This window comes from Pseudomonas sp. ITEM 17296, assembly GCF_028895205.1.
Classification (GTDB): Bacteria; Pseudomonadota; Gammaproteobacteria; order Pseudomonadales; family Pseudomonadaceae; genus Aquipseudomonas; species Aquipseudomonas kermanshahensis.
The window spans coordinates 215,936-228,224 of the sequence record NZ_WJRS01000004.1 but is presented as its reverse complement, the minus strand read 5'-3'; the positions used below and the strand labels follow the sequence as shown (position 1 = coordinate 228,224).

Below are 12,289 nucleotides of genomic sequence, written 5' to 3'. Positions count from 1 at the left end.
GTGACAACACAGTGAATCTTCGCTGCAGTCACCGGCCTCTTCGCAGCACAAGGCTGCTCCTACAGGGCCAGGCTTAGCGCTTTTTCTTCGGCTTGAGGTACTTCATCAAGCCCTGGAACCACATCACCAACGCCGGATTGCCCTTGATCTGGATGTGCTTGTCCTGAATCCCCTGCATGAAGGCCAACTGCTTGTTGCTTGCCTGCAGCGTGGCGAACCCGTAAGCGGCATCTTTGAACGCAATGGCGAACGCCGGCTGCGGGTGCACGCCACCTTTGCTGCTGATGCGCTCGTCGCTGACGATGAAGTGCCGGGCGATTTTGCCGTCCAGGGTCTGCATCTGGAATACCAGATCCTTGTCCTTGAGCTGCTGCTTGAACGCCGGGTTGTTACGGCTGGCCCTGGCCATCAACAGCCCCATGGCCCAGAGAAGAAAGCGGAACTTCATCAACGCGCCTCGAATAAAAAATGACTGAGTCGCGCAGTTTATCCTCTTCCAGAACTATTTATGCAAGTTCGCAACATATCCCTACAGAAAGCACAACGGGCGCCCTTGGGCGCCCGCTGAACCGACACTGGGGATGTCAGGATTCGATCACTTGCCTTTCTTGGCTGGCTTGGCCGGTACGTTGACGCTGTCACGCAGGTTCTTGCCTGGCTTGAAGGCTACGGTGTTGCTGGCCTTGATCTTCACCGGCTCGCCGGTCTGGGGGTTCTTGCCGGTACGCGCACCACGGTGACGTTTTTCAAAGGTGCCGAAACCGACCAGGGTCACGGTGTCCTTGTCCAGCGCACCGGTAATGCTGTCGAGGATCGCATTCAGCACCACGTTGGCCTTTTCCTTGGTCAGATCGGCCTTTTCGGCGATGACAGCGGCGAGTTCTGGTTTGCGCATAGTGAAGCCTCTTTGACGGGATTTTTTGTTGTTATGCCGTGCTGCCTCTGGGAGCAGCGCTCAAGGCACCGCAGGCTCTAATCTGCGGCAGACGGGAGTGAGAATGGCACGCCCACCGAGGCCGCGCCAGTATCTGGGCGGCCATTGTGTGAGCAACAACAGGATAAACCCGACAGAACGCCCGCTATTTACGCCATTACCGGGGGTAGCTGACGATTCAGGGCCAGCTTTTCCATCACGGCCGCACCGGTCAGGGCATAGCCCAGCAGCTTGCCGTCGGCATCGTGGCAGAGCACCTTGAGGTCGCTGCCCTGCCCTTCCACCTGCCAGTTGCCGTCGTGCCCTTGCGGGGGCGGCGAGACCACCAGCGGGCATGCGGGGGTCTTCACGGTGATCGGCATCGCCCCGTAACTGACGGCCGTGGGGTTGCCGACCAGGGTTTGCGCCAAGGCGCGGGCACAGCTCATCAGCGGCATCACATAGAGCAGGTTGATGCCGTCCACCTCGGCGCAGTCGCCCAGGGCGAAGATATTGGCGTGGGACGTGCGCAACTGCCGGTCCACCACCACGCCGCGATTAGTCTGCAGGCCAGCAGCGGCGGCCAGATCAGTACGCGGGCGCAAGCCGATGGCTGAAACCACCAGGTCGCAGGCGATCACGCTACCGTCGGACAGGTGCGCCTCAAGGCCCTGCGCAACCTGCTGCAGGCGCGTCAGCACCGGGCCCAGGTGGAAGCGCACGCCAAGGCCTTCTAGCCCGGCCTGCACGGCAGCGGCGGCGGCTGGGTGCAACAGGGTCGGCATCACCTGCTCGCACGGGGCCACCACCTCGACCTGGAACCCGCCCAGGCTCATGTCATTGGCGAATTCGCAGCCAATCAGGCCGGCGCCCAGAATCAACACGCGCTGCTTGCCGGCAGCGGCGGCGCGAAAGCGTGCGTAGTCCTCCAGGTCGTTGATCGGGAATACCTGCCCGCCAGCGTCGCCCTCGATCGGCACCTGCACGGTCTGGGCGCCCCAGGCCAGCACCAGGTCGCGATAGGCCACGGCCTCTTCGCCGATCCACAGGCGCTTGTGGCCGGGGTCGATGCCGCTGATACGGGTGTGGGTGCGGATTTCGGCCTTGAGCTGCTCGGCCATCGCACCTGGCTCGGCCATGCACAACCCATCGGCATCCTTGAGCTTGGCAAAACCCGTGGAGAGCATGGGCTTGGAGTAGGAACGACCATCGTCGGCGGTAATCAACAGCAGCGGCGTCTCGCCATCGAGCTTGCGAAATTCACGGGCCAGGTTGTAGCCGGCCAGGCCAGTACCGATGATGACTACGGGGGACGTCATGTCGTGCTTACCTCAGGGTGGGAACAGGGGATGATCAGCCGATGGCGATCATTTCGAAGTCGCTCTTGCCGACGCCGCAGTCGGGGCACAGCCAGTCTGCAGGCACGTCTTCCCAGCGGGTGCCGGGGGCGATGCCGTCGTCGGGCCAGCCTTCGGCTTCGTCGTAGATCAGGCCACAGACAATACATTGCCATTTTTTCATCGGTACGGATTCCTCGTTTCAGGCTCGGGCTTGTGTCGCTGCTGATGGCCCCCCAGGGGGCCGCCGCGCAATCTTTGGGGGCTTTTTACTGGCCCTGCCAGCAGTATGCAAGCAGTCGGGGCAATCATGCTAAGCTCGCCGCCTCTCTGGCTGTAACAAGCATACCGACGTGTCGTACGAATCCCCGCAAGCAGCCGCTGTCGCGTGGCTGCCGTATTCACAGCTGGCGACCGAGATCGACCAGCCGACCCTGGACTGGCTGTTCGACGAGGGCTCGCTGACCCGCCGCCTGACCCGCCTGTCCCACGATCATTTCTCCGTCACCCCGCTGCTGGAAGGCTGGCAGCCACTGCGTGATGACGAATGCCTGGCCCTGGGCATCGCGCCCGGGGCGCAAGGCTGGGTGCGCGAGGTGTACCTGCGTGGCCACGGCCAGCCCTGGGTGTTCGCCCGCAGCGTGGCCAGCCGCAGTGCCCTGGAGCGCGGTGGCCTGGACCTCGAGACCCTGGGCAGCCGCTCGCTGGGCGAGTTGCTGTTCTGTGACCAGGCGTTCATTCGCCACCCCCTGCAAGTGTGCAGTTATCCACAGGCCTGGTTACCGACCGAGGCCCGCCATGATGCGCTTTGGGGCCGACGCTCACGCTTTGAACGGGACGGCCTGGACCTGCTGGTAGCCGAGGTGTTCCTGCCAGCCCTGTGGCAAGCGGCCAAGGAGGAAAACCGCTGATGTACCTGCAACTGCTCAAGTCGCTCAACCGCGTGCACCCGCGCGCCTGGGACTTTGTCCAGCTCAGCCGCATGGACCGCCCCATCGGCATTTACCTGCTGCTGTGGCCGACCCTGTCAGCTGTATGGATTGCAGGGCAAGGTTCGCCGACCCTGGCCAACGTGCTGATCTTCGGCCTTGGCGTGGTACTGATGCGCGCTGCAGGCTGCTGCATCAATGACTTTGCCGACCGCAAGGTCGATGGCCACGTCAAACGCACCGCCGACCGCCCCTTGGCCAGCGGCCGGGTCAAGCCCCGCGAGGCGCTGGCACTGTTCGCGATCCTGGTCGGGGTGAGTTTCCTGCTGGTGCTGTGCACCAACAGCCGGACCGTCTGGCTGTCGTTCGGCGCCGTGGCCTTGGCGTTCTGCTACCCGTTCATGAAGCGCTATACCTATTACCCGCAGGTGGTGCTGGGCGCCGCATATTCCTGGGGTATCCCCATGGCGTTCACCGCTGCCGGGGGCGAGCTGCCGGCCAGTGCCTGGCTGCTGTACATCGCCAACCTGCTGTGGACCGTGGGTTATGACACCTACTACGCCATGGTCGACCGCGACGATGACCTTAAGATCGGCGTGAAATCGACGGCCATCCTGTTCGGCGAGGCCGACCGGGTGATCATCCTGACCTTGCAGTTGCTGTCGTTGGCTTGCCTGCTGTTGGCCGGAAGCCGCTTCGAGCTGGGCGGCTGGTTCCACCTGGGGCTGTTGGGGGCGGCGTTGTGCTTTGCCTGGGAGTTCTGGTCGACGCGCAAGCTGGACCGCGAGTCGTGCTTCAAGGCGTTTCTGCACAATCACTGGGCGGGGTTGCTGGTGTTCATTGGGGTCGTGCTGGATTACGCATTGCGCTGACTCTTCTGGGGCTGCTTTGCAGCCCATCGCGGCACAAGGCCGCTCCCACAGGGTCCTCCATACGCCGATCAATGTGGGAGCAACTGTCTTGTGGTGCTTGTTCCGGCCGCATCGCTGGCAAGCCCACACATGGTCCCCCATACGCCGATCAGTGTGGGAGCAACTGTCTTGTGGTGCTTGTTCCGGCCGCATCGCTGGCAAGCCCACACATGGTCCCCCATACGCCGATCAATGTGGGAGCGGCCTTGTGCCGCGAAGGGCCGCACAGCGGCCCCGGCTATCTCACGGCTTGGCCACGTGCCAGACGTCTTTCATGCCGTCACCAGTGGTATCGCCAGCCTTCTTGTCCTTGACGAAGGTGTACAGCGGCTTGCCGTCATAGGCCCATTGCATCGTGCCATCGTCACGCTTGATCTGTGTCCACTTGCCCTCTGCCTTCTCACCGTCCTTCACCATCAACGGCGGCCAATTCGTTGCGCAATCGCCATTGCACATCGACTTGCCCCCAGCGTCCTTGTCAAAGGTGTACAGCGTCATGCCGGCATGATTGACCCACATGCCATCCTTCTCCATCGCATGGTGGGCTGAGGCCACCCCCGGGAGTGCCAGCGCAGCAAGAAGGGCCATCCAGCTCAGCGTATGTCGTGTCATTGGATTCACCATTGTTTCCGGGGAAATGAGTTCTGATAGCCGCCGCAGCGGCCCTTTCAAGCCTAGTCCAGTCATGGAATGTCGCCAGAACAGCCAATGCTCTGTCACACAGCTGCAATAATTCCGTTATCTAATGCGGGCCAGACACGATTTTCCAGGAGAGGTTTTGAGCATGGTTGGCAGGAACATTCTGATCGTCGACGACGAAGCGCCTATTCGCGAGATGATCGCCGTTGCATTGGAAATGGCCGGCTACGACTGCCTGGAAGCGGAGAACTCGCAACAGGCCCACGCGATCATCGTCGACCGCAAGCCTGACCTGATCCTGCTCGACTGGATGCTGCCGGGCACCTCGGGCATCGAACTGGCCCGCCGCCTGAAGCGTGACGAGCTGACCGGGGACATCCCGATCATCATGCTCACCGCCAAAGGTGAAGAGGACAACAAGATCCAAGGCCTGGAAGTGGGCGCCGATGACTACATCACCAAACCCTTCTCGCCCCGCGAGCTGGTCGCCCGCCTGAAAGCCGTGCTGCGTCGCACCGGCCCGAGCGACAGCGAGGCGCCGATCGAAGTCGGTGGCCTGCTGCTTGACCCGATCAGCCACCGCGTGACCATCGACGGCAAACCGGCCGAGATGGGCCCCACCGAATACCGCCTGCTGCAGTTCTTCATGACCCACCAGGAGCGCGCCTACACCCGTGGCCAGTTGTTGGACCAGGTCTGGGGCGGCAACGTTTATGTCGAGGAGCGTACCGTCGACGTGCACATCCGCCGCTTGCGCAAGGCGCTGGGTGAAGCCTACGAAAATCTGGTACAAACCGTCCGCGGCACTGGCTACCGTTTCTCGACCAAGAGCTGATACGCCTGCACGCCTGGCTGCACGACGTTGTACAAGGACCGTCAATTGAACCAGAACTGGCACGCGACCCTGATTCGCCACCTGCTGCTGCTGATCTCTGTCTGCCTGCTCGGCGGGCTGGTCAGCGGTTATTACGGCTGGAGCCTGGCCATCGGCCTGGCCCTGTACCTGGGTTGGACCCTCAAGCAGCTGCTGCGCCTGCATGACTGGCTGCGCAACCATCAACCCGACGAGGCCCCGCCAGACGGCTACGGCCTGTGGGGCGAAGTGTTCGACAGCATCTACCACCTGCAACGTCGCGACCAACGCGTACGCGGCCGCCTGCAGGCGGTGATCGACCGGGTGCAGGAGTCCACTGCCGCACTGCGCGACGCGGTGATCATGCTCGACAGCGACGGCAACCTGGAATGGTGGAACCGCGCCGCCGAAACCCTGCTGGGCTTCAAGACCCCGCAGGACGGCGGCCAGCAGGTGACCAACCTGGTGCGCCACCCTCGCTTCAAGGAATACTTCGAAGCGGAGAACTACGTCGAACCGCTGGAAATCCCTTCGCCGATCAATGACCGGATGCGTGTGCAGCTGCACATCACCCGCTACGGCAATAACGAGCACCTGATGCTGGTGCGCGATGTCACCCGCATCCATCAGCTCGAACAGATGCGCAAGGACTTCGTCGCCAACGTTTCCCATGAGTTGCGTACGCCGCTGACGGTGATTACCGGCTACCTGGAAACCTTGCTCGACAACGTCGAGGACGTGAACCCGCGCTGGACCCGAGCCCTGCAGCAGATGAGCCAGCAAGGTTCACGCATGCAGACCCTGCTCAATGACTTGCTGTTGCTGGCCAAGCTGGAGGCCACCGACTACCCCTCCGACAACCTGCCCGTACCCGTCGATGCCCTGCTGCAGTCGATCAAGGGCGATGCCCAGGCACTGTCCGGCCCACGTAACCAGCGCATCAGCCTGGAAGCCGCACCCGGCGTCAGCCTCAAGGGCAGCGAGGCAGAGCTGCGCAGTGCGTTCTCAAACCTGGTGTTCAACGCGGTCAAGTACACCCCGGACGAGGGCAGCATTCGCATCCGCTGGTGGGCCGATGCCCAGGGTGCGCACCTCAGCGTGCAGGATTCGGGTATCGGCATCGATGCCAAGCATTTGCCACGGCTGACCGAGCGATTCTACCGCGTCGACTCCAGCCGGGCGTCCAATACCGGGGGCACGGGGTTGGGCCTGGCGATCGTCAAGCATGTGCTGCTGCGCCATCGCGGGCGCTTGGAGATCAGCAGCGTGCCGGGGCATGGCAGCACCTTTACCTGTCACTTTGCGCCGGCACAATTGGCCAACGGCAAGGGTTGAGAAGGCTGCACCGCAACCCCATCAAGACCATCACCCTTTGCTTTTGCGGCTTCAACCGCTACATTGGATCCCCTGTGCCAGCCTGTGCTGGCACTTTTTTTCTCCATTCCTCAAAGACGGACCCCGTAAAAACTCCATCATGGACCCTTCCCCTGGTATCAGCCTCACCTCGTTATTCGCCGATTTCGGCATGATCATCTTTGCCTTGCTCCTGGTGCTGCTCAACGGCTTTTTCGTTGCCGCCGAGTTCGCCATGGTCAAGCTGCGCTCAACCCGCGTCGATTCCATCGCCGAACTGCACGGCTGGCGTGGCAGCATCCTGCGCAAGGTGCACAACCAGCTCGACGCCTACCTGTCCGCCTGCCAGCTGGGCATCACCCTCGCCTCCCTGGGCCTGGGCTGGGTCGGCGAGCCGGCGTTCGCCCACCTGCTGGAGCCGCTGCTGGCCTACATGGGCGTGGACACGCCAGAGCTGATCAAGGGCATTTCGTTCTTCGTCGCCTTCTTCGTCATCTCTTACCTGCACATCGTGGTCGGTGAGCTGGCGCCCAAGTCCTGGGCAATCCGCAAGCCCGAGCTGCTGTCGCTGTGGACCGCGGTGCCGCTGTACCTGTTCTACTGGGCGATGTACCCGGCCATCTACCTGCTCAATGCCAGCGCCAACACCATCCTGCGCATTGCTGGCCAAGGTGAGCCTGGCCCACACCACGAGCATCATTACAGCCGCGAAGAGCTCAAGCTGATCCTGCACTCCAGCCGTGGCCAAGACCCGAGCGACCAGGGCATGCGCGTGCTGGCCTCGGCAGTGGAAATGGGCGAGCTGGAAGTGGTCGACTGGGCTAACTCCCGCGAGGACATGGTCAGCATCGACGCGCACGCGCCGCTCAAGCAGATCCTGGCCCTGCTGCGCCGCCACAAGTTCAGCCGTTACCCGGTCTACGACGCCGAGCGCGAAGAGTTCACCGGGTTGCTGCACATCAAGGACCTGTTGCTGGAGTTGGCCGAACTCGACCACCTGCCCGAAACCATCGACCTCGAAGACCTAGCCCGGCCGCTGGAGCGGGTTTCCCGGCATATGCCGCTGTCGCAGTTGCTGGAGCAGTTCCGCAAGGGCGGCGCGCATTTCGTGCTGGTCGAGGAAGCCGATGGCAAGGTAATCGGCTACCTGACCATGGAAGACGTGCTGGAAGTACTGGTCGGCGATATCCAGGATGAACACCGCAAGACTGAGCGCGGCATCCTCGCCTACCAGCCGGGCAAGCTGCTGGTGCGCGGTGATACGCCGCTGTTCAAGGTCGAGCGCCTGCTGGGCATCGACCTGGACCACATCGAGGCGGAGACCCTGGCTGGGCTGGTGTATGAAACGCTCAAACGCGTCCCTGAAGAGGAAGAAGTGCTTGAGGTTGAAGGCCTGCGCATCATCATCAAGAAGATGAAAGGGCCGAAGATCGTGCTGGCCAAGGTGCTGAAGCTGGATTGACCTTACGGTCCCTCGTTCAGGGGTTGCCCGCCGTAAAGTCGGGCAGCCCACTGATCGGCCTGTCGAACTGATAGGGTATCGACTCCAGCGCCAACCCCACGTTGCGCTGCACCACAAAATGCAGGTGCGGGCCGGTGCTGTTGCCGGTGTTGCCGGACTTGGCCAGCATCTGCCCCTGCTTCACCCGCTGCCCCTCAGCCACCACCACCGAACCGCGCATCAGGTGCAGGTACACGCCCATGGTGCCGTCGGCGTGCAAGACCCTGACAAAATTGCCCGACGGGTTGCTGCCACGCCCGGTCTGGCTGTTCTCGACATTCACCACCACCCCTTCCCGGGCCGCAATGATGGTCGTGCCCTCAGGCATGGCGATATCCATGGCATAGCGCCCCTTGGGGCCAAAATGGCTGAAGCGGCCGTTGGGCCCCTGCGTCACCCGAAACGGCCCGCCCAGCCAGGGGAAGGCGTACCGATAACCCTGAGGGCGCAGCCCCGGGTCGCCCATTGCCTGCAGCAGCGTCGAGCGATAGCCCAGCAACGTCCCAGGGCGGCCCCGCAGCACGCTGAGCAACTGAGTTGAACGCCCTGGCAGCACCCTGCGCACGATCCGCGGCGCATTGCCGCCTTGGGCGTTGATCAGCTTGTCCAGGTGCAATTCGACCTGCACCGGCACATGCGATTCATTGCGCGCAGAAAAGCTCACGCCGCCCTGGAATACGATTGCGTTAAGCCGCACCTGGCTTTCCTGGCGCTCGACCATGGATTCATGCAGCTCGATCGGCTTGGCCCCGGGGCCTGGCCGGTCGGTATAGGCACCCACACCGTTGGCATCGGTAATCGGGTAGAGGGTCACGCCCAGGCTCGACGCCGAGGCCATGAGCAATGCACAGAACAGCAGCAGGCGGGCGGGCATGATAGTGGCTTTTTGACAGTTGTGATCTGTCGAAGCCTAGCAGCCGGTTTGGCGGGGGATATGACAGTTGGTCGGATGGCGAACACGTACCCTGTAGCAGCAGCCTTGTGCTGCGAAGAGGCCGGTGATAACAGCCAATATCACTGTGTTATCACCGGCCTCTTCGCAGCACAAGGCTGCTCCTACAAGAACCGCGTAGGCCTGACTGTGGATCAGGCGCCGGGCGTGAAGTGCTTCTGCGCCGTGCCGCGGGCAATCAGCCGCGACAGGTAGTCGAGCTTCTGCGCATCCTGATCGACGAACTTGAAGGTCAGCTGCAGCCAGTCACTGTCTGGCTTGGGCTCCAGCGCCGCGACGGCATGCAGGTAACCGTTCAGGCGCGCGACTTCGGCGTTTTCGCCTTGCTCCAGGTCCAGTACCGCGCCCTCCAGCACCTGCGGCAGCGCTTCGCTGCGGCGCACCACCAGCAGCGCCTCTTTCAGGCTCAACGCCTTGATCACGCACGGCTGTGTGCCGCTAGACAGGCGCAACTGGCCTTGGCCACGGCCACTGGGTGCAGCCGCAGGCGGTGCCGGTGCGTTGAGCAGCGGCTTGGCCGGCGCGGCAGCAGGCGTCGCGACCTTGACGGCTTCAGGCTTGCCGCCCGTCAGCGCGCTCAGCGAATCGTTGGCAAACGCCGAATTCGCCCGCGCAGGCCCAGTAGCCATCAGGCTGTCGAGTTTGCCGATCTTGGTCAGGGCTTTCTTTACCTTGGTCAGCAACTGCTCGTTGGTGAACGGCTTGCCGACGAAATCGGACACACCGGCCTGAATGGCCTGGATCACGTTCTCCTTGTCACCACGGCTGGTCACCATGATGAACTGCAAGCTCTTCAACGCGGGCTGCTGACGGCACCAGCTGAGCAGCTCCAGGCCCGACATCTCGGGCATTTCCCAGTCGCACAGGACCAGGTCGAACGGCTCCTTGCCCAACATGGCCATGGCCTTGCGACCGTTGACCGCATCGTCGATGACCATGCCCGGAAAGGCATTGCGCAGGCACTTCCTGACCAGATCGCGGATGAACGGGGCGTCATCCACGACCAGCACATTGACTTTACTCATCGATACTCCTCTTGAATCCCGACTAGCCTACCGGCAAGTGATGGCTACTTGCCACAACTGCGCGTGGAGCGGGACTTCTTCACACCGTTCGCGGGTGCCTGATGGCTGCTCGACCGCAAACGAAAACGCCCGGCCTAAGCCGGGCGTTGAGGCTCGGGAGCAATACTATTTATCGTCCGCTTGGCCCGGAACATTAGCGCTTTCGGCCTCATCGCCGCTGGTGCCCTGCACTTCCGCCTTCATGCGCTTGAGGCCCATGTGGCGGACGTCGGTGCCGCGTACCAGGTAAATCACCAGCTCGGAAATGTTGCGGGCGTGGTCGCCGATACGCTCCAGCGAACGCAAGGCCCAGATGACGCTCAGCACCCGCGAAATCGAACGCGGGTCTTCCATCATGTAGGTCACCAGCTCACGCAGTGCGGTCTTGTACTCGCGGTCGATGGTCTTGTCGTACTGCGCCACCGACAACGCCAGGTCGGCATCGAAGCGGGCAAAGGCGTCCAACGCATCGCGCACCATGTTGCGCACCTGGTCGCCGATGTGGCGCACCTCAACGTAGCCGCGTGGCGACTCGCCTTCTTCGCACAGCTGGATGGCGCGGCGGGCGATTTTGGTCGACTCGTCACCGATGCGTTCCAGGTCGATCACCGACTTGGAGATGCTGATGATCAGGCGCAGGTCGGACGCCGCTGGCTGGCGGCGGGCGAGGATGCGGACGCACTCCTCGTCGATGTTGCGCTCCATCTGGTTGATCTGCTCATCGACCTCGCGCACCTGCTGAGCCAGGCCCGAATCGGCCTCGATCAGCGCGGTTACCGCGTCGTTGACCTGTTTCTCGACCAGGCCGCCCATGGCCAGGAGGTGGCTGCGCACCTCTTCGAGCTCGGCGTTGAACTGCTGGGAGATGTGATGCGTAAGGCTTTCTTTGTTGATCATCGTTTCGCTCCGCGAAAAAGCTGCAAGCCTCAAGCCGCAAGCTTCAAGTCGTTCGTGTTATCCCTTGGCCCCAGGCCTGCGGCTGGCAGACCGACTAGCCATAACGACCGGTGATGTAATCTTCGGTCTGCTTCTTCGCCGGGTTGGTGAACAGGGTGTCGGTGTCCCCGAATTCGACCAGTTTGCCCATGTACATGAAGGCGGTGTAGTCCGAGACGCGCGCCGCCTGTTGCATGTTGTGGGTCACGATGACGATGGTGTACTTGGATTTCAATTCGTAGATCAGCTCTTCGACCTTCAGCGTCGAGATCGGGTCCAGTGCCGAGCACGGTTCGTCGAGCAGCAATACTTCTGGCTCCACGGCGATGGTGCGGGCAATGACCAGACGTTGCTGCTGGCCACCCGACAGGCCCAGGGCCGAATCGTGCAGGCGGTCTTTGACCTCATCCCACAGGGCGGCGCCCTTCAGTGCCCATTCGACGGCTTCGTCGAGGGTGCGCTTCTTGTTGATACCCTGGATGCGCAGGCCGTAGACGACGTTCTCGTAGATGGTCTTGGGGAACGGGTTCGGCTTCTGGAACACCATGCCCACACGGCGGCGCAGCTCGGCCACGTCCTCGCCCTTGCGGTAGATATTGGTGCCATACAGGTTGATGGCGCCCTCCACGCGGCAACCGTCAACCAGGTCGTTCATGCGGTTGAAGGTACGCAGGAGGGTCGACTTGCCGCAGCCGGACGGGCCGATGAAGGCGGTCACGCGCTGCTTGGGGATATTCATGCTGACGTCGAACAAGGCTTGCTTGTCGCCGTAGAACAGGCTCAGGCCAGGTACTTCGATGGCCACGGTCTCTTCGGCCAGGCGCAGGCTCTGCTTGTCGCGGCCCAGGGCAGACATGTCGATGCCGTGGGTATGGGATTCGTGCTGCATGGTCAACTCCAT

At 62.5% G+C, this 12,289-nt stretch carries 14 protein-coding genes; 5 read left to right on the top strand and 9 right to left on the bottom strand.

What is annotated here, in order from left to right; translation table 11 throughout:
• Positions 1–73: 73 nt before the first annotated feature.
• From GIB19_RS07070 to GIB19_RS07055, 4 genes are all read right to left on the bottom strand, one after another.
• Positions 74–448, bottom strand: a complete 375-nt coding sequence (locus tag GIB19_RS07070) for a helicase (RefSeq protein WP_027592140.1) — start codon at positions 446–448, stop codon at positions 74–76.
• 147 nt (positions 449–595) lie between these two features.
• The gene (locus GIB19_RS07065) at positions 596–895 is read right to left on the bottom strand and encodes an HU family DNA-binding protein (protein ID WP_027592139.1); all 300 of its coding nucleotides are present in this window, start codon (positions 893–895) and stop codon (positions 596–598) included.
• Between the two features lie 188 nt (positions 896–1,083).
• Positions 1,084–2,232, bottom strand: coding sequence for an NAD(P)/FAD-dependent oxidoreductase (locus GIB19_RS07060; protein ID WP_186679399.1), 1,149 nt, complete (start codon positions 2,230–2,232; stop codon positions 1,084–1,086).
• Positions 2,233–2,266: 34 nt separating this feature from the next.
• On the bottom strand, positions 2,267–2,434 hold the full coding sequence (locus tag GIB19_RS07055; RefSeq protein WP_027592137.1) for a rubredoxin: 168 nt from the start codon (positions 2,432–2,434) through the stop codon (positions 2,267–2,269).
• Between the two features lie 169 nt (positions 2,435–2,603).
• Between GIB19_RS07055 and GIB19_RS07050 the strand changes: the two genes are divergently transcribed.
• Together GIB19_RS07050 and ubiA are read left to right on the top strand one after the other, a co-directional pair.
• Complete coding sequence (locus GIB19_RS07050; protein WP_027592136.1) at positions 2,604–3,161, top strand: chorismate--pyruvate lyase family protein; 558 nt, start codon at positions 2,604–2,606, stop codon at positions 3,159–3,161.
• Complete coding sequence (gene ubiA / locus GIB19_RS07045) at positions 3,161–4,051, top strand: 4-hydroxybenzoate octaprenyltransferase (RefSeq protein WP_027592135.1); 891 nt, start codon at positions 3,161–3,163, stop codon at positions 4,049–4,051. The genes GIB19_RS07050 and ubiA overlap by 1 nt, the downstream gene beginning before the upstream one ends.
• 282 nt (positions 4,052–4,333) lie before the next feature.
• On the opposite strand, the gene GIB19_RS07040 is transcribed toward ubiA, so the two are convergent.
• A complete protein-coding gene (locus GIB19_RS07040) occupies positions 4,334–4,702 on the bottom strand; it encodes a COG4315 family predicted lipoprotein (protein ID WP_274884826.1) in 369 nt (122 codons plus the stop codon).
• Positions 4,703–4,874: 172 nt separating this feature from the next.
• Between GIB19_RS07040 and phoB the strand changes: the two genes are divergently transcribed.
• From phoB to GIB19_RS07025, 3 genes are all read left to right on the top strand, one after another.
• Positions 4,875–5,564, top strand: a complete 690-nt coding sequence (gene phoB / locus GIB19_RS07035; protein WP_003253341.1) for a phosphate regulon transcriptional regulator PhoB — start codon at positions 4,875–4,877, stop codon at positions 5,562–5,564.
• A gap of 45 nt (positions 5,565–5,609) precedes the next feature.
• The gene (gene phoR, locus GIB19_RS07030; protein WP_027592133.1) at positions 5,610–6,917 is read left to right on the top strand and encodes a phosphate regulon sensor histidine kinase PhoR; all 1,308 of its coding nucleotides are present in this window, start codon (positions 5,610–5,612) and stop codon (positions 6,915–6,917) included.
• Positions 6,918–7,056: 139 nt separating this feature from the next.
• Positions 7,057–8,397, top strand: coding sequence for a hemolysin family protein (locus GIB19_RS07025; protein WP_027592132.1), 1,341 nt, complete (start codon positions 7,057–7,059; stop codon positions 8,395–8,397).
• Between the two features lie 16 nt (positions 8,398–8,413).
• On the opposite strand, the gene GIB19_RS07020 is transcribed toward GIB19_RS07025, so the two are convergent.
• From GIB19_RS07020 to pstB, 4 genes are all read right to left on the bottom strand, one after another.
• On the bottom strand, positions 8,414–9,310 hold the full coding sequence (locus tag GIB19_RS07020; RefSeq protein ID WP_265969646.1) for a peptidoglycan DD-metalloendopeptidase family protein: 897 nt from the start codon (positions 9,308–9,310) through the stop codon (positions 8,414–8,416).
• A 212-nt stretch (positions 9,311–9,522) separates the two neighbouring features.
• On the bottom strand, positions 9,523–10,413 hold the full coding sequence (locus GIB19_RS07015; RefSeq protein ID WP_274884825.1) for a response regulator: 891 nt from the start codon (positions 10,411–10,413) through the stop codon (positions 9,523–9,525).
• A gap of 165 nt (positions 10,414–10,578) precedes the next feature.
• Positions 10,579–11,349: a phosphate signaling complex protein PhoU gene (gene phoU / locus GIB19_RS07010; RefSeq protein WP_027592129.1), complete on the bottom strand. Its 771-nt coding sequence runs from the start codon at positions 11,347–11,349 to the stop codon at positions 10,579–10,581.
• Between the two features lie 94 nt (positions 11,350–11,443).
• A complete protein-coding gene (gene pstB / locus GIB19_RS07005; protein ID WP_027592128.1) occupies positions 11,444–12,277 on the bottom strand; it encodes a phosphate ABC transporter ATP-binding protein PstB in 834 nt (277 codons plus the stop codon).
• Positions 12,278–12,289 lie beyond the last annotated feature (12 nt).

Bases quoted from the DNA above. Each gene is read 5' to 3' on its own strand.
- GIB19_RS07060 (WP_186679399.1), bottom strand. From the start codon at position 2,232: ATGACGTCCCCCGTAGTCATCATCGGTACTGGCCTGGCCGGCTACAAC.
- GIB19_RS07065 (WP_027592139.1), bottom strand. From the start codon at position 895: ATGCGCAAACCAGAACTCGCCGCTGTCATCGCCGAAAAGGCCGATCTG.
- GIB19_RS07015 (WP_274884825.1), bottom strand. From the start codon at position 10,413: ATGAGTAAAGTCAATGTGCTGGTCGTGGATGACGCCCCGTTCATCCGC.
- phoB (WP_003253341.1), top strand. From the start codon at position 4,875: ATGGTTGGCAGGAACATTCTGATCGTCGACGACGAAGCGCCTATTCGC.
- phoU (WP_027592129.1), bottom strand. From the start codon at position 11,349: ATGATCAACAAAGAAAGCCTTACGCATCACATCTCCCAGCAGTTCAAC.
- GIB19_RS07040 (WP_274884826.1), bottom strand. From the start codon at position 4,702: ATGACACGACATACGCTGAGCTGGATGGCCCTTCTTGCTGCGCTGGCA.
- ubiA (WP_027592135.1), top strand. From the start codon at position 3,161: ATGTACCTGCAACTGCTCAAGTCGCTCAACCGCGTGCACCCGCGCGCC.
- GIB19_RS07055 (WP_027592137.1), bottom strand. From the start codon at position 2,434: ATGAAAAAATGGCAATGTATTGTCTGTGGCCTGATCTACGACGAAGCC.
- GIB19_RS07070 (WP_027592140.1), bottom strand. From the start codon at position 448: ATGAAGTTCCGCTTTCTTCTCTGGGCCATGGGGCTGTTGATGGCCAGG.
- GIB19_RS07025 (WP_027592132.1), top strand. From the start codon at position 7,057: ATGGACCCTTCCCCTGGTATCAGCCTCACCTCGTTATTCGCCGATTTC.
- pstB (WP_027592128.1), bottom strand. From the start codon at position 12,277: ATGCAGCACGAATCCCATACCCACGGCATCGACATGTCTGCCCTGGGC.
- GIB19_RS07020 (WP_265969646.1), bottom strand. From the start codon at position 9,310: ATGCCCGCCCGCCTGCTGCTGTTCTGTGCATTGCTCATGGCCTCGGCG.